The organism is Microbacterium sp. SZ1 (assembly GCF_002362255.1).
GTDB lineage: Bacteria > Actinomycetota > Actinomycetes > Actinomycetales > Microbacteriaceae > Microbacterium.
This window is the reverse complement of sequence record NZ_LPVV01000004.1, coordinates 287,313-307,368: the sequence shown is the minus strand read 5'-3', so window position 1 is coordinate 307,368 and position 20,056 is coordinate 287,313. Positions and strand designations below refer to the sequence as shown.

The following is a 20,056-nucleotide window of genomic DNA, read 5'->3' as shown; positions in this document are numbered from 1 at the left end:
CTGAGAGGACACCATGTCGTCGCGCCCCGTCGCCCATTGGATCTTCGCCCATCCGCAGGCGGACTCCTTCAACGCGCGCCTCTTCCGCGAAGGAGTCGACGCGCTGTCCCGCGACTACGAGGTCGTCACGAGCGACCTGTACCGCCAGGGGTTCGACCCGGTGCTCGCGGCCCGCGACCTCGGCGACCCGCTGGGGCGACCCGGCAGCGTCGTCGACCTCATGGGCGAGGCGTTCGCCGAGGGCCGCCTGCCCGACGACGTGGTCGAGGAGCAGCGCAAGCTCGGGGCGGCGGACCTCGTCGTGCTGCAGTTCCCGCTCTGGTGGTACGGACCGCCGGCGATCCTCAAGGGATGGTTCGACCGGGTGCTCACCAACGGCTTCGCGTACGGTCCGAACGACCCCGAGACCGGTCTCCCGCGCCGCTACGGCGACGGCCCGCTCGCCGGACGCCGCGCTCTCGTGATCGTCACCGCCGGCGAGGACGACCGCTCGATCGGCAGCCGCGGCATCAGCGGCGACATCGATCAGCTGCTCTTCCCCGTGACCCACGGGACGCTCTGGTACACGGGCATCGAGCCGCTCGACCTGCACGTCGTCCATGACGCCGACGGTCTCGACGCGGACGACGTCGACCGAGAGACCGCGCGGATGCTCGCGCGTCTCGACGGTGTCGTCGACGAGGCGCCGAGCCGCCCGTTCCGACGGCTTAAGGACGGCGACTACCGGGGCACGCGGGCTCTGCGCGCCGACCTCCTGCCAGGACGCATCGACCTCGACATCCACCGCATCGGCTGACCCTCGCGTCTCTGAGATCAGGACCACATCCCGAGATCAGGAGTGCGCGCACAGCATCCTCCTGATCTCGGGTGATGTTCCTGATCTCAGATCTCGGTGGCAACCCCCTGGGTTTTCCGACCCCCGCGGTGCGAGAGTGGTCGGCATGGGTCAGGCAGTGCTGTGGGGTGTGGTCGCGGCATCCCCGTTGTTCGTCGGCGCGGTGCTCGCACTGCTGCGTGCGTGGCCGCCCCGCTGGCTGGGCATCGTGCTGGGATTCGGCGCCGGCGCGCTCATGGCCTCGATCGCCTTCGAGCTGTGGGAGGAGGGCCTCGAGCGCACCGGTCCCATCCCGCTGGTCATCGGCGTGGCCCTCGGCGCGCTCAGCTACTACATCGCCGACCGCATCCTCGATGCGAGAGCGGCGAAGGCGAAGGGCGGCGCCGGAGGCGGCCAGCTCGCGGTGGGGGCGCTGCTCGACGGCATCCCCGAGCAGCTCGTGCTCGGCATCGGTCTCGCCTCGGGAGAGCCGGTGAGCGTCGCGCTCGTCGTCGCCATCCTCGTCTCGAACCTGCCCGAGTCGATCGGCTCAGCGGCCGACCTGCTCGCGGGCGGCATGAAGCGCTCGCGCGTCCTCGCGCTCTGGGGCGGGGTCGCCGTCGTCTGCGCGGCGGCCACGGTGGCGGGCTTCGCGCTCGCGAGCGTCACCGATGAGACCTTCCGCTCTGCAGCGGGCGGCTTCGCGGCCGGCGCGCTGCTCGTGATGCTCGTCGACTCGATGGTGCCCGAGGCGCAGTCGAAGGCCAAGGAGTCCACGGGGCTCGCGACCGTGCTCGGCTTCGCGCTCGCCGCGGGGCTCGCACTGTCGTCCTGACCCCGCCGTCCGGCGGTCGGTACTCCCTCGATCGGCCGCACCCGGCGGGTTCCTCGGCGCGACGAGTGAAGGGATGCTGAGCCTGAGGCCGCGACGACGCGACCATGGACACTGAGGACGAAGGAGTTCCGATGACCGACACACTCGCCCGCCCGCCGTTCGACCCCGAGCTCGAGGCCGCGCTCGCGCTCGTCGCCGATCAGCTGCCGCCGACGCTCACGGCGGAGATGATCCCGCTGATGCGACAGTCGCCCGTGAGCAACGACGGCGAGATCCGACAGATGCTCGCAGATCGCGGATTCGTATGGCGCGATGAGACCGTCGCCGGTCACGAGGGCGACGACATCGTCGTGACGGTGATCGAGAAAGAGGGACGCACGGGCACCGGACCGGGCTTCTTCCACACGCACGGCGGCGGCATGATCATCGGCAACCGCTGGCTGGGCGTGGTCGGCTTCCTCGATTGGGCCGAGCGCTTCAACGGGGTGATCGTGACGGTCGAGTACCGGTTGGCGCCGGAGTTCCCCGATCCTTATCCGGTCGAGGACTGCTACGCCGCGCTGCACTGGACCGCCGCGCACGCCGACGACCTCGGCATCGACACGAGCCGCCTGCTCATCGGCGGCGGGAGCGCCGGGGGCGGGCTCGCCGCCGGTACCGCGCTGCTCGCCCGCGACCGGAAGGGTCCGCCGCTGATCGGCCAACTGCTCATCTATCCGATGCTCGACGACCGCGACGAGACCGTCTCGACCCACCAGATCGACGGCATCGGCGTGTGGGACCGCGGGTCGAACATCACTGGGTGGACGGCGCTGCTCGGTGACCGCAAGGGCACCGAGGAGGTGTCGATCTACGCCGCCCCCGCGCGGGCCACCGACCTCTCGGGCCTGCCGCCCGCGTTCATCGACTGCGGCAGCGCCGAGGTCTTCCGCGACGAGGACGTGGCCTACGCGACGAAGCTCTGGGCCTCGGGCGTGCAGGCGGAGCTGCACGTGTGGGCCGGCGGATTCCACGGCTTCGACATGTTCGCGCCGCACGCCGCCGTCGCGCAGGCGATGCTCGCCGCCCGCGACGACTGGGTCACGCGGCTCCTCGGCTGAGGGCGCGGGCGCTCTTCGGTGGTGCCGAGGAGGTCGGCACGTGGCTGACGTCCTAATCTGGAACCCCCGGGCGATGGAGCCGACATGCAAGATCTGCTGGGGCGGCTCACCGCCCTCGATCCCGACGCGAGCGAGACCCTCAAGGTCGTCACGTACTTCGATGCGCTGGTCGCCCGGTCGGTCGGCGTCGAGAGCATGCTCCGCGGGGCCGCCGTGCTGAGCGGTGCGACGGTCGGACTGCGCGACGGCTCGCAGATCGTCCGCGTCGCCGCGGGCGGGGAGCGCGTCGACCCGCGCGAGCCCGAGCAGTCGTGGATGCAGCGGGAATGCGGACAGGACGCCGCGGCCTGGATCGAGCGCGACGGCGAACCCCGTACGAACGACGCGATGATCCTGGAACGTCTCGCCCTCGCGCTCGGCATCGTCCGCGCTCGCCGGTCGGTCGGCGCCGAGAGCGCGGTCGAACTCGCGATCAGCTCCTACGCGAGTGCCGACGAACGGGCGAGCGCTGTGCTGCGCCTTCGGGTGCCGGACGGCGCGCTGCGGGTCGTGGCCTCGCCGCCCGATCCGGCGCCACTGGCGCAGCATCCGTCGTCCGTCGTCGCCACCCGGCACGGGCTGACCCGCGCGACGATCGTCGACGCCGCGTCCGATCCGGTGTCGGCCTGGCCGGAGGGTTCCGCTCCGCGCCTCGGAGTGGGGCTGACGGTGCCGAGCGTCGAGCTCCCCGATTCGTGGTCGTCGGCGCTGATAGCGGTGCGACTCACGTCGGAGGCCGAGCCCGCCGTGCACGCGGCCGACCTCGGTGGGGCCCTGATCGTCGCGCAGGCGGCCGACTCCGCGCCACTGCACCCTGACGCGGCGGCTCTGCGGACCCTCGACCCGCGCACCCTCGAACTCCTCGACGCTCTCGCCGAGGAGCGCAGCGTCCGGGCGGTCGCCGCGCGACTCGGGCGGCACCACTCCAGCATCCAGGAGCGACTCGCGTCGCTGATCGACACCCTCGGTTACGACCCCCGCACCGCTCGCGGCCATACACGGTATGCCCTGGCCCGGATGCTCCACACGCTCGCCGACTGACCGACGACGTCGGGAGACTCACTCGAAGCCCGGGTACTCCTGCAGCTTCTTCTCGAACTCGGCCCGGTCGGCGTCGCTGAGCAGAGCGCTCGCGAGCACGGTGAGCTGCAGACCCTCGAGCGGTTCGCCCGTCCGGGCGTTCTGCGCCTCCCTCGCCGTACGGAAGTCGCCGGTCGGGTCGTTGGAGAGGTCGTAGATGTTCGCGTAGAACCGCATCGGGTCGGGATAGTTCTCGGCGTAGTACTCCCACGTGTGCTGTTCACGGGGGTCGTCACTGCCGTAGAGCTTCGCGATCGTGGTGGGATCGAGGCCCGACGATGCATCGTTGAACGAGTACAGGTACGACAGGCCGTGCTCGGCGATGACGTCGTCGATCGTCGACATGACGTCGAGCTTGAGCGCGTAGTCCTGAACGGGTTCGGTCGTCGCCCAGCTGGCGGAGGTGTACTCGACGAGCATCGATTCGCCGCCGTAGCCGTTGCGCTCGGGGCGGAAGTCCTCGTCGCCCACCTGCACCCACTCGAACCCGTACTCGGCCGTGAGCCGCGAGCGGACGTCGGCGAACAGGCTCTCGGCCTCGGCCTGCACCTGTTCGAGCGACTGCTGAGCCAGCACGTCCTGAGAGTCGGTCCCCTTGATTCCGGGGTAGGCCTCCTCGTGCTTCTGCTCGTCTGACTTCATGCCGTCATAGGTCCCGGCTGCCGAGGTCTGCAGTGCGCCGATACCGCCGACGGTCGCGACATTGAAGACGAGCGTCACAGCGAGAGCGATCGCGCCCAAGGTGCGACCCCTGCCGGTGAACAGCGCGCCGACGATCACCGCGACGACGACGAGCTGCAGTGCGAGCATCGTGACGCCGTAAAGAACGTCGGTCCCGCCCGCGGCGAGGGTGACGAGCAGGATGACGGCGAACAGGATGCCGGTCACCAGCGCGATCCAGCCGAGGGCGTTCGCGGGCTTCTTCGCCTCGGGCTCGGCGGTCGCGGTGGCGAACGCGCCGGGGACGGCCGGCTGCTGCACCACCGGTGAAGACGGGCGTCGCGCGTTGCGGTACCCGCCCGGCGGGGGCAGCGGCGGTGCACCCTCCGTACCGGCGATGTACCGAGCGCGCTGCTTCTCGTGATCCATCACCATGGCTTGTCCGTTCCCGAGCCGCCGCCGTCGCCGCCCTGCTGCTGGTCGCGCTCCTGAGTGCCCTGTTCGAGCTTGTCCTTGAGCTCCTCGAGCTTGTCGTCAGAGGGCTGCTCCTGCTGCTGCTCCTGGGGCTGCTCCTGCTGCTCGGGCTGCTGCTCCTGCTGCTGCTTCTGCTTGAGGCGGTCTTCGAGGTCATCCTTGCTCTGCTGCATGTCGCGGCTCGGATCCGACGACTGCTGCTGCGCCTCCTCGCTGTTGCACTCCTCGGGCATCTCGGTGGTGACCGTGAGCGCCTCGGCGTACAGCTGAGCGGCCCCCGCACCATCGCCGTCGGCGCGAGCGGCATCGCCCATCCGCTCGATCACGATCGCGAGATTGATGCGCACTCCGCAGACCTCGAGTCCGGTCGCGAGGTCGAGCGCCTCCTCGAGCTTCGCGCGTGCCTCGGGCAGCTGCTCGGCGCCCGCGAGGGCCGTGCCGACGTTGAAGGGCGCCTTGTACGGCTCGAACCAGTTGAGGAACTCCTGGCCTCGCGCCGACGCCTCCGAACCGGCATAGTCGTCGGCCACGTACGCGCTGATCGACTGGTGCGCGAAGGCGTACATGCTCAGCAGCTTGCCGACGAAGAGAAGCGCGACGAGCGTGAGCGGCAGCGTGCCGATCGCGATCCAGCGACGGATGCGGCGCCGCCGCCGGTTCGAGGCGAGGAGAGCGGATGCCGCCTCGGCCCGGACCTCGGCGGGTGAGGTCACGGTGCTCATGCGTCACCTCCGTCACGTTTCGTCTCGCTGCGCTCGCTCGACGACCCGCGGCGGCTGCGCTCGCTCGACGACCCGCGGGTGGCGCTGCCGGGCTTCGGGGCGCGGAGGTGGCGGAGTCGAGCGACGAGCATGCTCGCCCTCGCGAGCTCGACCGCGAGCAGCGCGGCGATGAGCAACGCGGCGATCCAGTACAGCTCGATCACGTTGCCCACCTGACCGGACTCGGCGTAGTTCGTCGTGGTCGACGGCGCCTCGGGCAGGGCGATCTCGGCATCCGCCGCCCGGTGCTGATACTCGACGCCCAGCTGACCGGCGATCGTCTCGAGGTTCCGCTCGTCGATCGTCGACAGTGCGTTCGCGCCCTCGTACTGGATGTACTCGCCGCTCGCTCCGTCGACGCCGCCGGTGGTGAGCCGCATCGGTCCACCCTCGGTCGTGCCGTAGCCGAGCACGGTTCCCGCATCCGTGTATCGCTCGCTGCCGTCGAAGGGCTCGGGCGTCGAGCTCGCGGTCTGCTCGCCGTCGCCGAAGTAGAAGACCATGCGCGAGCGATCGGGTTGCGACTCGGCGGCGTTCGCGAGCGTGTCGGCGAGCAACTGGTTCGCGATGCCGATCGAGCTGCCGCGCGACTGGCTCGTGACCTCGGGGCGCAGCACGTCGAGCGACGAGATCAGCGCCGTCGTGTCGGTGGTCAGTGGCAGCCGCAGGTCGGCCGAGGCGTCGAAGGTGATGAGCGCGAAGCGGGCGCCGGGGTACTCGTCGACGATGGACTGCACGTCGGCGCGCACGCCGTCGAGTCGAGGCTGGCCGTCGGCCCAGTCCTCGGCGACGATGCTCGCGGTCGTGTCGACCACGAGCACGATGTCGGTGTCGGTCGCGAGGGTCTGCGTCGCGCCTCCGGGGATGCCGGGGCGCAGCAGCATCGCGAAGAGGGCCACGAGCATGACGAGCCGCATGACCCACAGACCCCGGTCGCGTCCGGGAGCCTTGACGAGCGCGAGAACGCCGATCGCCGCCACGGGTGCGAACAGCAGCAGGAGCAGGAAGACGTTGAGGACGGGCTGGAGGATCACAGCTTCACCCTCCAGAGCACGACCACGAACGACAGCATCGCGACGAGCAGCACGACGATCCAGAGGTTCGGGGTGTCGGTCCAGACGACCTGCGCCTGTCCCTTGAGCTCGGTCGCCTCCTGCTCCTGCACCTGTGCCACGATGTCCGACACCGTGGTGGTGTCGCGCAGGCCGTACGCCTGCCCGCCCGTCGCCTCGGCGGCGCGGGTGAGCTCGGCGCTGACGTCGGCATCCTTCCCCTCCACCGGATTGAGCGCGAACACGCGCACCCCGACCGACGCCGAGTACGCGGCGGCCTCGTCGAGAGTGACGATCGAGGCACCGTTGATCTCGTTGTCGGTGGCGAAGATGATCGACCGGGAGCGCTCGTCGTCGGGGTGGTCGAAGGCCATGGCGCAGGCGGCGAGGCCGTCGCCGATGAGCGAGGCGCCGTTCCCGTTGAGGGTGCCGACCCAGTGCTCAGGCACTTCGTCGAGGTAGTCGAAGCTCTCGCGGATGCTCTGCAGATGCTCGCGGATGAACGGGTAGTCGTCGGTGAGGGGGAAGATCTGCACCGGGGAGCTGTTGAAGATCGTCAGCCCGATGCGCTCGCCCTCGAAGCTGTCGAGAAGCTCCTCGAACACGGTCAGCACCTCGACGTCGACCTCGCTCATCGACCCCGAGACGTCGAGGCACAGCATGATGTCGCGGCTCGTGTTCACGGGCTGGATGGTCTGCGACGACATCGGCCGGGCGGCGACGACACCCGCGGACACGACGGCGATGACACCCAGCAGCAGGATGCCGGAGAGCGCCAGCACGCGGCGGTTCAGCGCCTGACGGAACGTCGGCAGGGCGCGCAGGCGTTCGGCGCGCGCGACTCTCGCTCGCTCGTGCGCATCGGTCTTCGCGCCGCCGCGCAACCCGAGCAGCACACCGATCGCGATCGCGACGACGGCGGTGCCCACGACGACGAGGACGACCCACCAGTTCGCTAGTGCCATGTGCGCACCACCGTTCTGGCCGCCTCGGCGCCGGCCAGCGGATCGATCGCAGGACCGGGACGGAAGATGCTGGGGTAGTAGTGGCGGCCCATCGCGTCGATGAGGGCGGGGTGCACGCCGCGGGACACGAGGTCGTCGAGCGCGAGGACCGGGGCTTCGAGGCCGCTGTACTCGTTCACGAAGGTGCGCACGACGCGGCTCAGCTCGAAGTTGGCGTTGCGCGCCGAGAGGGTGCGCGCTCGATAGTCGTCCTCGATGTGCTGGATCGCCTGCAGATACTCGACCCGCAGCTGGGACAGCACGTCGACGGTCTGCAGCGTGGCGCCCTGCCCGTCGCGGATCAGGGTCAGGTCGCGGCGCGGCTTCGTCACGGCGATGACCAGCCAGGCCCCGGCGACGAGCAGCAGCAGGATGCCGATCGCGAGCAGGATCCATCCCCAGCCGTACTGCGCCGGCGGGTAGAGCTCGTCAGAGCCGGGCATGCGACCTCCGATTCAGCAGCTGCAGCAGCTGCGAGACGGCGTCGTCCTGATCCGCGAGCACTCCGTGGCTGATCTCCATGCGCTTGAGCACCTCGGCGAGCCGCACGGCATCCGCCTCGGTCTGCGCCGTGAGCTCTCGCACGATGTCGAGGTCGCCCTGCACGAAGTCGGGCACCTCCCACATGCTGTCGACGTCGCTGCGGATGGTTCCTGTGGTGTGGTCGAGCACGGGCTCGGCGTCGCGCAGGGTGAGCCACAGCACGTCGTGCTGCACGCGCAGTCGGCGCAGCACCCGCTCGGTCTCGGGAGTGATCGGCGCTTCGTCGGTGATGACGACGACGATCATCCGCCGCGAGATGGTGCGCGTCACATACGACAGCAGGGCGTCGCGGTCGCTCGGGGCCGTGCTGTCGTCGATCGCGCGGTCGACCGTGCGCAGCGCGTGTTCGAGAGCTCCCTCGCTGCGGCCGGGAGCCCGACGGCGCACGCCGGCGGAGTCGCCGTAGACGAGGGTGAAGTCGTCGCCGTGTCGCAGGGCGAGCACCCCCAGCACCCCGGCGGCCAGGATCGCGAGCTCCTTCTTCGAGCGCTCGTCGCGGGCGAGAGCGCTCATCGATCGCCCGGTGTCGACCACGAACATCACCGTGTGCATGCGTTGGGCGCGGTGCCGCTTCACCAGCGGCGTGCCCAGCCGGGCGGTCGCGCGCCAGTCGATGTCACGCACCTGATCGCCGTACTCGTACTTGCGCAGGTCTTCGAAGTCGAGGCTGCGCCCGTGCAGCAGCGACGCGTACGCGCCGTCGAGGGCGTGCAGCGACTTGCGCGACGAGTGGATGAAGAGCTTGCTCTTCACCTGGGTGATCAGGCTGGGCATGGGTCAGGGGGTGGGGACGGCGCCGAAGATCTGGTCGATGATCTCCTCGCTGCGGATGCCCTCGGCGTCGGCCTCGAACGTCAGCAGCACGCGGTGGCGCAGCACGAGGTGGCGCAGCGACCGGATGTCCTCGGGGAGCACGTGACCGCGACCGTTGAGCAGCGCGAGGGCGCGCGCGGCCTGCAGGAACGCGATGCTCGCGCGCGGGCTGGCGCCGTACTTGATGTAGCGGGCGCGTTCCTCGCCGATGTACGGGGCGGGGTTCCGGGTGACGTACGCGATCGAGACGATGTAGTTGCGGATCGCGGGGTCGACGTAGATGCGGCTCGCGACGTCCTGCAGCATCCGCACGTCATCGAGCGTGATCGCGCTCTCGACGTGGCGGTCGGGGTCGAGCACGCCCGAGTCGATGCGTCCGAGGATCTCGAACTCGTCGGCCGGGCTCGGGTACTCGACGATCTCCTTCAGAAGGAAGCGGTCCATCTGAGCCTCGGGCAGCTCGTACGTGCCCTCCTGCTCGATGGGGTTCTGCGTGGCGATCACGAGGAACGGCTGCGGGAGGTGGTGCACCTCGCCACCGATCGTGGTCTGATGCTCCTGCATCGCCTCGAGCATCGCGCTCTGGGTCTTCGCGCTCGAGCGGTTGATCTCGTCGAGCAGCACGAAGTTCGCGTGCACCGGTCCGAGCACGGTGCGAAACGAACCGGTCGCGGCGTCGTAGATCTGGTTGCCGGTGATGTCGCTGGGCAGCAGGTCGGGCGTGCACTGGATGCGCTTGAACTGCGCTTTCACGGTGTCGGCGAGCGTGCTCGCGGCGGTGGTCTTGGCGAGACCCGGCACGCTCTCGAGCAGGATGTGCCCGCCCGCGATCAGCGAGATGAGCAGGCTCATTCGCAGGCGTTCCTGACCGACCATCTTCGCCGAGTACGCGTCCGACACCGTCTTCAGCACGGCGCTCGCGCGGCGCAGCTCGGCGTCGGTCGGCACCTCGGATCTCTTCGATGCCGAAGGCGAAGCGGGAGGAGCGGGCTGAGCAGCGCTTGCCTCGGCGCGCGTGGTCGGAGCCGCGGGCGGGGCCGGCGGGGCCGGGGGCGCGGGTGATGCCGACGGAGCGGGCGGAGGCGGCGGGGTGGAACCCGCGGGGCTGCCAGGTGCGTAGGGCTCGTTCACAGGTCTCCTCGTTCCCTCGGGGACGCGACGACGTTCCCCCGCGACCAGCGTAACGGCATCCGTTCGTGCCCCTCCGGCCCTCGAATGGGGACTTCTCCCCATTCGCTGTCGGTCAGTCGGAGGAGACGGATGCCGCGCGGCGGCGTCCCACCCACACCACGAAGCAGGCGACGCCGATGATGGCGATCGCGATGCCGATGATGTACCCGGAGACGCCGAGATACCCGCCGGGGATCACCTGCGGGTTGAGGAAGGGGTAGGGGTACCACCACTTCTCGCCCGTGGCGGGCGCGATAACGAGGTTGGCGCGGATCATCGTGTATGCGACCCAGACGAGCGGGAAGATCGCCGAGATGAAGACTGTGCTCCAGGGGAGTGCGCGGCGGCGCGGGGCGAAGAGCACGTCGAGCAGCAGGATCAACGGGAAGACGACGTGCAGCACCTCGTTCGACCACGGGACCGTGATGCCCTGGGGCAGCTCGATGCCGCGGAGGAGGGTGTTGTAGACGATGCCCGTGACGATCATGTAGGTGCTCGCGCACACGAGCAGGATCGCGAGCCAGGAGGGCTCCCGCTCGTCGTCGCGCCGATGCCGGACGCCCCAGATCGCGGCGACGATGAACGACACGGCCGCGATGACGTTGGAGTCGATCGTGAAGAAACTGAAGAAGTTCCACCACACAGTGGGGAGGTGACTGCCCCACGGGGTCGAGTTGTCGGCCGCGAGCGCGACGGTGAGTGAGAGCTGGGCGATCACAGCCGCGAGGCCGAGCGCTGCGGACGCCAGCCGGACGTAAGGCCACCAGGTCTTCATACTTCCTCCCGCGCACACACTATCGACACCGTCGAAATCGGCTCTAGACCGCCATGCCGATATATCGATAGCGTCTGTCGCGAGACGACGACGCGCGTGGCGGAGGGGCACATGAGCGAAGGTACGGCTACACCTGCGACCCGAGAGGGCCGTCGCTCCTGGCGCGGTCGGGCGGGGCTCAGCATCCAATCCAAGCTGCTCATCATGCTGCTGGCGGTGAGCCTCGTCTCGTCGGTCATCGTCGGAGCGATCGGCTTCATCAACGGTCGCGGCTCGCTGCACGACGCGGCGGTCGATCAGCTCATCACGATCCGCTCGATGCGAGCCGCCGAGATCACGGATGAGTTCGATGCCGTCAAACGCGACGCCTCGTTGCATTCCCGCAATCTCAGTGCCCAAACCCTGTCGACCTCCATCAACGCCGGCTTCGCCGCGCTTCAGCAGGAGGAGCAGGAGCCAGGCGAGATCGAGGAGTTGCAGGCGTACTACGCCGACACCTTCATCCCCGAGCTCGAGGCGCGCACCGGCGATCAGTACGGCGACAGCGCCTTCATCCCCGAGTCGGTGGCCGGCCAGCATCTGCAGGCGCACTTCACGACGCAGAACAAGGACTTCGACGCCGACTACGACACGCTTCTGCAAGACAACGACCCCGACGACGAGTCGGCGTACGGGCAGGCGGCGCAACAGTACGGCGACTACTTCACCCGCCTGATCCAGGAGGCGGGCTACGAAGACGCCCTGCTGATGAACCTCGACGGCGACGTCGTGTTCTCCGCGTACAAGGGTCCCGAGCTGGGGACCAACCTCCTCACCGGACCGTACCGCGACACGTCGGTCGCGAACGCCTACTCCGAGGCGATCGCGACGAACTCCGTGAACACCGTGATCCTCACCGACTTCGAGCGCTGGATCCCCGGTCTCAACGTTCCCAGCATGTGGGTCGTCTCGCCGGTCGGCAACAGCGATCGCGTCACCGGCGCGCTCGCCTTCCAGATCTCCCTGGATACGATCAACAACCTCACGACCGGGTCGGAGGGCTGGAAGGAGCAGGGTCTGGGCGACACCGGCGAGGTCTACCTCGTCGGCCGCGACGACCTCATGCGCAGCAACTCCCGTATCCTCATCGAGGACCCCGAGAAGTACGAGGAGCGTGCGGTCAACGGAGGCGTGGCGCCGAGCATCGCGAAGCGTGCCGTCGAGGTCGACGGCACCGTGCTGCTGCAGCCGGTCACGACGCAGGCGGTGACGGATGCTCAAGCCGGCCGATCCGGCACGACGACCGGCCGCGATTACCTCGGAGGCGACAGCGTCACCGCATACGCGCCGTTGGAGGTCGAGGGCCTCGACTGGGTGATCATCGCGCGCATCGATTCAGCTGAGGCGTTCGCCCCGGTGAGCGACTTCACGAGGACCGTGCTGCTCTCGCTGCTCGGCATCCTGCTCGGGGTCTCGCTGCTGTCGCTGCTGCTCGCGCAGGTGTTCACTCGCCCGATCCACCGTCTCGTCGCCGCGACGCATCGGGTGGCGGAGGGCGACCTCGATGTGCAGGTGCCACAGGGGTCCCGCGACGAGTTCGGCGACCTGGGCAGCGCCTTCAACGACATGGCGTCGAGCCTGCGGGTGAAGCAGGAGCTCATCGACGAGCAGCACGCCGAGAACGAGCGGCTGCTGCTGACCCTCATGCCGGAGCGCGTCGCCGAGCGGTACAAGAAGGGCGACGAGGCGATCTCGGAGGCGCATGAGAACGTCTCGGTCGTGTTCGCGGAGCTGATCGGCTTCGACGACTACGCGCGCGGGCTGACCCCCGAGCAGGAGATCGGACACCTGAACACCCTCATGCGCGGGTTCGACGAGGCGGCCGAGAAGGCGGGCGTGGAGAAGGTGCGTACCCTGCGCGGCGGCTACCTCGCGTCATCGGGACTCATCGTGCCGCGGGTCGACAACGTGCGACGCAGCGTCGACTTCGCGCGGAATCTGCTGGGAGTGATCGAGCGCTTCAACGCGCAGAACGGCACGTCGATCGGCCTGCGAGCGGGTGTCGACACCGGCACGGTGACGAGCGGACTCGTCGCGCGCACGAGTCTCGCCTACGACCTGTGGGGCGATGCCGTGAACCTCGCGTACCGCGTGCGGTCGGTCACCGGGCAGCCGGGTGTGTACGTGAGTCAGACGGTGTACGACCGGACTCGAGAGGTCTTCACGTTCACCGAGGCGGGCACGATCGAGGCGCACGGCACGACCGAGACCGTGTGGAAGGTGGCGTGACGTGATCGAAGACGCCTTCCGCGACGGCTGGGGTTGGTGGGTCATCGTCCTCGCCGTGGGCGTGCCGGTGCTGCTCGTCGTGCTCACTGAGCTGATCAACGGTCTCCGGAGGCGGAACAGCCCGGTCGCCGGGCCTCTGCGGTTGCTGCGCAACGCCGTCATCCCGGTCGGCGCCCTGTTCGCGCTGCTGGCGTTCGCGATCCAGTCGCCGGCCGAACAGGTGTGGACGCGCGTCGTGGCGACGGTGTTCGGCTTCCTCGTCATCCTGCTGCTTCTGTCCTCTTTCAACGTCGCCCTGTTCGCGAACGCCGCAGAGGACTCCTGGCGCAAGCGGATCCCCACGATCTTCGTCGAGATCGCACGGCTGGTGCTCGTCGCGCTCGGCCTCGCGCTGCTGTTCTCCTGGGTGTGGGATGCCGACGTCGGCGGCCTGTTCACCGCTCTCGGCGTCGGATCGATCGTGATCGGCCTCGCCCTGCAGAACGCGGTCGGCGGCGTCATCTCGGGGCTGCTGCTGTTGTTCGAGCAGCCGTTCAAGATCGGCGACTTCCTCGACGCCTCCGGCGTGCGCGGTCGTGTCGTCGAGGTGAACTGGCGTGCCGTGCACATCGACACCGGCTCCGGCATCCAGATCGTCCCGAACTCGAGCCTGTCGGGGGCGTCGTTCACGAACCTGTCGGAGCCGGACGGCCCGTACGCGGCGTCGACCGACGTGAAGTTCGCGACCGACGACCCGCCGCACGAGGTCATCGCTCTGCTCGTCGAGGTCGCCGATGCCCTGCCCATGCGGGCGCCGGGGGAGCGTGCGAGTGCCAGCTACTCGGGTGCCGGAGCGTACGGCGTCACGATTCCCGTCGCAGGACCGGCGGATGCCGGGCGGGCGCTCTCGACCTACCTGTCGTGGCTCTGGTACGCGGCGCGCCGGCACGGGTTCGCGCTCGACGGCGATGCGACGGATCCGATCGCCGAGCCCGGCAGGCTGGCCGAGGCGCTCTCGGAGATCGCGGGGACGCTGCATCTGCACGACGACGACCTCGAGGCGCTGCTGCAGGGGTCTCACCTGGAGCGCTTCGGCGTCGGCGAGGTCGTGCTGCCGAGCGGGGTCGTGCCCGACGAGGTTCGGGTCGTGGTGTCGGGGCGCGCCGTGCTCACGCTGGAAGTCGACGGCGGTCGCGTCGAGTTCGCGACGGCCGAGAAGGGCGACATCATCGGACAGACGGCGCTCACCCGCGAGCGCACGCAGGCGGTGACCGTGGCCGGGGAGATCCTCACGGTCGTGGTGCTTCCCCTATCGACGGTCGATGAGCTGATCCGCACCCGTCCGCGGCTGGCCGCTGAGATCGGCGAGTCGCTCGAGCTCAAGCGCAAGCTCGCCGGCGAGATGCTCGCGAACCTCGAGGGCGCTCGGGGGTCGATCTCGCGCGGCTGAGATCGGTCTTCGGATGCCGTCGCCTCGGCCGAACACGCTTGCCTCGGCCGTCTGCGGCGCATCCGGCCGAGGGAGGGGCGATCGGCCGAGTGAAGCGACGTGTCAGCTCTCCCGCCGCCGCCAGCGCATGCGGGTGACGAGCACGCCGAGCAGACAGAGCGCACCGCCCAGGAACATGAGCGGCGTCGGGACCTCGCCGAGGATCGCCCACGACAGCAGGATCGCGATGGCGGGCACGACGTAGGTCGTCGCCGAGGTCTGACCCGCGGTGCTGCGCTGCAGCACGTACGCCCAGGTCGTGAATGCGACAGCCGTCGGGAAGATCCCGAGGTACACGACCCAGAGCGTCGAGTCGAGGGGAGCCGTCTGGACGGCGCCGATCAGGCTTCCCGTCCAGGGCAGGAGTGCGACCGTGCCGGCGACAGCCCCGAGGAACGTCAGCGTCGTCGCATCCGATCCCTCGTTCAGCAGCCGCTTCTGCAGCAGGGTGCACCCCGCGTACATGACCGCTGCGAGCAGGGCGAGCAGTAGCCCGGTGATGTCGGGACCAGCGGACGTCGAGGAGTTCATGCCGATCAGCACGACCCCGAGGAACGCGATCGGCGCTCCGATCAGCAGCGGCCTCGGGAACCCCTCGCGCAGGAACAGTCCGCTGAAGACGACCACCATCAGCGGTGCGAGGTTCACGACCATCGCCGCAGTGCCGGCGTCGAGCGTGCGCTCGGCCGCGTTGAGGGCGAGGTTGTAGACGCAGAACCAGCCAACGCCCCAGACGGCCGCGAGCCACCAGTTCCGCCGCGCGGGAAGACGGATGCCGTGCCGCACCGCGATGATCGCCAGCACAGCGCTTCCGACGGCCATGCGCAGCAGCGCGAGCGCCCCGGGGTCGAAGTGCGGTCCCGCACCGCGGATGCCGATGAATGCCGACGCCCACAGCACGACCGTGACGAACGCGGCCACGAGCACGAGCAGCCCCTGGCGGCGGGGCGTCGCGACGGTGGCGTCGCTCGGGAGGTCGGTGTTCGGCATCCTCCGATCGTGGCACCGGCCACCGACATCAGTCGACGCGGAGGAGCGACAGAGTCCGTCGTTTTCCGGCCGCTGGAATCGTGAGACCCGCAGGATTCTCCAGAGATTCTTTCAGGATTTTCGAAGGTTGACGCGACTCGGTTGACCCTGGATCGTCCTCGTATATGAACACATTGCGCTGCACACGCTCGTTCTATCGTGTCAAGTCGGCCATTTGGAGGACAGACACTTTCACAGTCGATGGATAAAGTCCGATCCGTACCGCCGCAGACCTTCGGATGACGCGTGATGGTCTGCTCGAACGCCAGATCTGCTCGCACTCTCGGTCGCGCGCCACCCGGCGATTCGCCGCGGCCGCCAGCCTCGCCTTCGGTCTCCGGTTCATCGGTTCTCCCTGACTTTCTGACATTCGAAGAAGAGGCTCGTGATGGCCCCCAGATCGGCTCGACGACTCCGTTTCGCTCCCGCACGAAGGCTGCCGTTCGCGCTGGCCGCAATGGTGTCGACGGTCGCCGTCGTCATCGGACTGTTCCAGCCGGTCGTGGCTACGGCCGACACTGCGCCGGCGTCTGTCCCGGAAGGCTTCGGCCTCTACGAGCCGGCGACCGACCCGGCGGGAGTCGTTCGCCTGTTCACGGACGGCGGTCCTTCGGTTCAGGCCGCAGCACGCGACGCGCTCGCGAAGGGTGAAGCCGCTGTCGACGAGTTCATCGCGAACGGCCAGGCCCTCGCGATCGACCAGGACTACCGGATCGTCGCACTGCGGCTCAGCATGTTCGGCGGTCGCGAGGTGCGCGAGCAGGCCGAGGCCGCCCTCGATTCCACCGACCCTGCCGTCATCCGCGCGTTCGTCTCGGGCGGCTGGCAGGACGCGTGGATCGTCGACGAGCGCTCAGAGGCGTACATCCTGGCCGGATCGGGCACCCCCACCGTGAGCAGAGAGGCCGAGAAGGCCCTCGACTCCGATGACCCGAACGCGGTCAGCGAATTCATCCGCTCCGGGCAGTATGACGCGCGGATCATCGACGATCGCTCCGCGGCGTACGTACTCGCGAGCTCCGGATCGCCCAGCGTCGCCGCGGCGGCCGAGGAGGCGCTCGGCGCGATGCTGCCGGACGGCAGCGACGACGCCCAGGCTGTCGCGGACTTCCTCCGCTACGGCCAGTTCGTCGCCGCCGCGCGGGATGCCGAGACGGCGTCGATCACGCAGCTCACTCAGCAGGCGATCGACGCGAACGCCATCGCGCAGGAGGAGCGCCTCAAAGCCGACGAGGCGTCGGCTCAGGCTGTCCTCGCGGCGAGACTCGCCAAGGAGGCGACGGAGCGTGCGGCTGCGGAGGCCAATGCCGCGCAGGGCGAAGCACAGAAGGCGAACGCCGCAGCGGGCCGGGCGGCCTCCCTGGCCTCGCAGGCCGCGGATGCCGCAGACACCGCCGTGCAGGCTGCGGCGGCCGCGCACCAGGCGATGAATGCGTCGATGAGTGCTGCCGGGACGGCGGCGTCGGCTGCCGCGCGCGCACAGCGCGCCGCAGCCAACGCCAACAGCGCCGCGGCATCCGCCGCGGGGCAGGAGCAGAACGCGGCGGCGGCGCGCGCGGCCGCCGAGCAGGCACGCACCGCAGCCGGGGCTGCGAGCACAGCATCCCGGGCGTCGAGCGAGGCCGACAAGGCGTCCGGTGCCGCCACGAGGGCCTCGAATGCGGCGAACGCCGCGGCCGGCTACTCCGGAGAAGCCGCTGGGTGGGCCACAGAAGCGTCGCAGGCATCAGGGGTTTCATCTGCCGCGGCGGCCCAGGCGCGCGCTGCGGCCTCCAAGGCGAACGCGGCGAAAGACCGCGCGGCGTCGGCCACGGCCCGGGTCGATCAACTCGCCTCACAGACTTCGCAGGTGGCGCAGGAGGCCCGCGATGCGGCGTCGAGGGCCGCCGATCACGCCAACGCGGCCGCGATCGAAGCCGATACGGCGGCCAATCAGGCATCGATCTCGCAAGGCGCGGCCACGCGCGCGACGGCGTCGGCGGCGAAGGCGGAGACCGCAGCGACAGAGGCGACGAAGGCCGTCGATCTCGCCAAGAGAATCTTCGACCTTGCCCGGAAGGCCGACGCAGAGCGCCTCGCCGCCGAAGAAGAGTACGGAATGGAGCGCGCGCGGGAGTCTGCCGCAGAAGAGGCCGAAGCTCTCGAACAGCAGGAGAAGGAGGAGAAGAAGGCCGCGGATGCCGTCGCTGAGAGCAGCGCCTTCCTCGAGGCCATCTCCCAGCCCGACGCCGACCTCGACGAGCTCTTGCCTGAGGCCCGCTCCGCCCTGCTGGCGCTGATCACCACGGGTACCGCCTGGGTCGCGGCCGGCGCCGAGCAAGCGGTCGTCGGATCCGACGAGGCCGTGGTGGAGTACTTCACCGAGGGATACCCCGTCGCTCTCGAGCAGGACCAGTGGGACGAGGTCAAGGGATACCTGTACGGCACCAACGAGCAGCTCCGCGTGGAGTCGTACGACATCCTCGAGAACGGCGAGGAGTTCGTCGCGGAGTTCCTCGCGGTCGACGTGCCCGCGATCAAAGATCTCGACAACCGCCAGACCGCCTTCGTCCTCGCGCAGAACGGCGGGGCCGAGGTGCAGCGGCAGGCGAACGCCGCCCTCGATGCCGACGACCCGGCCGCTCTCGCCGAGTTCATCGAGCACGGGCAATACGACGCTCTCGCGATCGACCAACGTGCCGAAGCCTTCATCCTGAGCGGATCGGGGGGTCCCGAGCTCCAGGCCGCGGCGAACATCGCACTGGAGGGGTCCAACGCCGATCTGCGTGTCTTCCTCGAACGCGGTCGCTACGAGGCGGAGAAGCGCGACAACGCCACGGCTGCTCATGTCGCACAGATGCAGAGCATGCTGCAGCTGGCCGATTCGCAGGCATCTGCCTCGCGGGAAGCTGCCGCGAAGGCCGCCGAGGCGGCGGCGATAGCCCGCAATGCGGCCGCGGAGGCGCAGGCCAGCGCGGCGAAGGCCCAGCAGTACGCACAGCAGGCGCAGAGCTGGGCCGCGCAGGCCGCGGAGTCGGCCAACCAGGCCACGGCGTCGGAGAACCAAGCGAAGCAGTCGCAGCAGCGAGCCCACCAGGCGCTCACGCGAGCGATCGCCGACGCCAAGGTCGCGAGCAGCAGCGCCGCTCGCGCCACGGCTTCGGCACAGCAGGCGCAGGGATATGCGGCGGATGCCGCCGGTGCTGCCGCTCGCGCCGCGCAGTCGGCGACCAACGCCGGGCTCTCCGCAACCGCCGCCGCGCAGGCCGCCACCGATGCGCAGAACATCGCGGCGATGATGCAGCGCGCCGAAGACGCCTCGAACAACTTCCCGCCGCCTGCCGACCAGCGCGGTGATCTGACGCAGGCCGAGATCGACGCGGCCTACGCCGCCGGCGGTGATGCCGAGGTCCAGCGATTGAAGGATGCTCACGCTCTGACGCAGCCCAACGCCTTCATGGACATGATCATCAAGGAAGGCGGCCAGCTCCTCCTCGATGTTCTCGGCGTCACCGACATCATGAACTGCGTCACGAAGGGCGACTTCGGCGCTTGTGTGATGTCGATCATCGGATTCGCGCCCTGGGGCAAGGTCGCCAAGCTTCTCGGCTCCATCCCGCTGATCGCGAAGATCGCGACAAAGGTCATCGGCTTCGCCGACAAGGTGAAGGACGCGTTCTCGCTCATCCGCAAGAACGATGGGCGCGTTGACGACATCGCGGGAGCGGCGTGCAGTCTCGGTCGGTCGACGAAGAACTGCGGTCCGTTCGATCCCGAGGAACCGACCTTCCGGCCAGGCGATTCGGCGAACGTTAAGGGGCAGAAGGGTGAAACTGCGGCGGGAATCCCCCCGGGGGGTCCGAAGACCACCTTCTCGAAGGCCGACTATCCCGACCTGGACCTCAAGAGGGACCGCATTCCCGATGCGATCGGCGACGACTACCTCATGGAAGTCAAGAACGTGAACAGCCAGTACTACAGCAGCCAGATCAAGGATGACGTCAAAATCGCCGAACAACTGGGGCTCTCGCAGGTGGTCCTGGCGATCCGACCTGACACCAAGCTGACAGGTCCGCTTGTGGAAGCGATCTGCGCCCCGCTTGGCACGGGCGTTGAGATCGTCGTGAAGCACCTCCCGGCTACGGTGGGTGGCGAGTTGTCGGGGAGCATGCGTGCAACCTACTGCAAGTAA

General features: G+C 69.1%; 16 protein-coding genes. 7 read left to right on the top strand and 9 right to left on the bottom strand.

The features are described from left to right. Positions 1 to 13: 13 nt before the first annotated feature. The 4 genes from AUC47_RS04920 to AUC47_RS04905 all read left to right on the top strand — a co-directional run bounded on the left by AUC47_RS04920 (position 14) and on the right by AUC47_RS04905 (position 3,829). Positions 14 to 796 carry an NAD(P)H-dependent oxidoreductase gene (locus AUC47_RS04920; RefSeq protein ID WP_096714085.1) on the top strand — a complete coding sequence of 261 codons (783 nt, stop codon included), beginning with the start codon at positions 14 to 16 and terminating at the stop codon, positions 794 to 796. Positions 797 to 941: 145 nt separating this feature from the next. Then, positions 942 to 1,649 carry a ZIP family metal transporter gene (locus tag AUC47_RS04915; protein WP_096714084.1) on the top strand — a complete coding sequence of 236 codons (708 nt, stop codon included), beginning with the start codon at positions 942 to 944 and terminating at the stop codon, positions 1,647 to 1,649. Between the two features lie 131 nt (positions 1,650 to 1,780). Further along, positions 1,781 to 2,749, top strand: coding sequence for an alpha/beta hydrolase (locus AUC47_RS04910; protein ID WP_096714083.1), 969 nt, complete (start codon positions 1,781 to 1,783; stop codon positions 2,747 to 2,749). Positions 2,750 to 2,833: 84 nt separating this feature from the next. Then, complete coding sequence (locus AUC47_RS04905; protein ID WP_096714082.1) at positions 2,834 to 3,829, top strand: helix-turn-helix domain-containing protein; 996 nt, start codon at positions 2,834 to 2,836, stop codon at positions 3,827 to 3,829. 18 nt (positions 3,830 to 3,847) lie between these two features. On the opposite strand, the gene AUC47_RS04900 is transcribed toward AUC47_RS04905, so the two are convergent. From AUC47_RS04900 to AUC47_RS04865, 8 genes are all read right to left on the bottom strand, one after another. Next, complete coding sequence (locus AUC47_RS04900; protein WP_096714081.1) at positions 3,848 to 4,963, bottom strand: DUF4064 domain-containing protein; 1,116 nt, start codon at positions 4,961 to 4,963, stop codon at positions 3,848 to 3,850. Beyond that, positions 4,957 to 5,724 (bottom strand): hypothetical protein, encoded by a 768-nt coding sequence (locus AUC47_RS16665; RefSeq protein WP_096714080.1) that lies wholly within the window; start codon positions 5,722 to 5,724, stop codon positions 4,957 to 4,959. Before AUC47_RS16665 ends, AUC47_RS04900 begins: the two co-directional genes overlap by 7 nt. Further along, positions 5,721 to 6,797 (bottom strand): vWA domain-containing protein, encoded by a 1,077-nt coding sequence (locus tag AUC47_RS04890; RefSeq protein ID WP_096714079.1) that lies wholly within the window; start codon positions 6,795 to 6,797, stop codon positions 5,721 to 5,723. Before AUC47_RS04890 ends, AUC47_RS16665 begins: the two co-directional genes overlap by 4 nt. Continuing rightward, a complete protein-coding gene (locus AUC47_RS04885; RefSeq protein WP_096714078.1) occupies positions 6,794 to 7,780 on the bottom strand; it encodes a vWA domain-containing protein in 987 nt (328 codons plus the stop codon). The genes AUC47_RS04890 and AUC47_RS04885 overlap by 4 nt, the downstream gene beginning before the upstream one ends. After that, the gene (locus tag AUC47_RS04880; protein ID WP_096714077.1) at positions 7,771 to 8,262 is read right to left on the bottom strand and encodes a hypothetical protein; all 492 of its coding nucleotides are present in this window, start codon (positions 8,260 to 8,262) and stop codon (positions 7,771 to 7,773) included. Before AUC47_RS04880 ends, AUC47_RS04885 begins: the two co-directional genes overlap by 10 nt. Then, complete coding sequence (locus AUC47_RS04875) at positions 8,249 to 9,136, bottom strand: DUF58 domain-containing protein (RefSeq protein WP_096714076.1); 888 nt, start codon at positions 9,134 to 9,136, stop codon at positions 8,249 to 8,251. Before AUC47_RS04875 ends, AUC47_RS04880 begins: the two co-directional genes overlap by 14 nt. A 3-nt stretch (positions 9,137 to 9,139) precedes the next feature. Next, positions 9,140 to 10,123 carry an AAA family ATPase gene (locus AUC47_RS04870; RefSeq protein ID WP_096714075.1) on the bottom strand — a complete coding sequence of 328 codons (984 nt, stop codon included), beginning with the start codon at positions 10,121 to 10,123 and terminating at the stop codon, positions 9,140 to 9,142. Positions 10,124 to 10,418: 295 nt separating this feature from the next. Beyond that, complete coding sequence (locus AUC47_RS04865) at positions 10,419 to 11,120, bottom strand: Pr6Pr family membrane protein (protein ID WP_096714074.1); 702 nt, start codon at positions 11,118 to 11,120, stop codon at positions 10,419 to 10,421. A 111-nt stretch (positions 11,121 to 11,231) separates the two neighbouring features. Between AUC47_RS04865 and AUC47_RS04860 the strand changes: the two genes are divergently transcribed. Both AUC47_RS04860 and AUC47_RS04855 read left to right on the top strand, forming a co-directional pair. Next, positions 11,232 to 13,388 (top strand): adenylate/guanylate cyclase domain-containing protein, encoded by a 2,157-nt coding sequence (locus AUC47_RS04860; protein WP_096714073.1) that lies wholly within the window; start codon positions 11,232 to 11,234, stop codon positions 13,386 to 13,388. A 1-nt stretch (position 13,389) separates the two neighbouring features. Beyond that, the gene (locus AUC47_RS04855) at positions 13,390 to 14,817 is read left to right on the top strand and encodes a mechanosensitive ion channel domain-containing protein (RefSeq protein ID WP_218838202.1); all 1,428 of its coding nucleotides are present in this window, start codon (positions 13,390 to 13,392) and stop codon (positions 14,815 to 14,817) included. A gap of 102 nt (positions 14,818 to 14,919) precedes the next feature. Here the strand turns inward: AUC47_RS04855 and AUC47_RS04850 are convergent, their stop codons facing one another. Beyond that, positions 14,920 to 15,846, bottom strand: coding sequence for a DMT family transporter (locus AUC47_RS04850; protein WP_096714072.1), 927 nt, complete (start codon positions 15,844 to 15,846; stop codon positions 14,920 to 14,922). Positions 15,847 to 16,273: 427 nt separating this feature from the next. Between AUC47_RS04850 and AUC47_RS04845 the strand changes: the two genes are divergently transcribed. Further along, a complete protein-coding gene (locus AUC47_RS04845; protein ID WP_096714071.1) occupies positions 16,274 to 20,056 on the top strand; it encodes a putative toxin in 3,783 nt (1,260 codons plus the stop codon).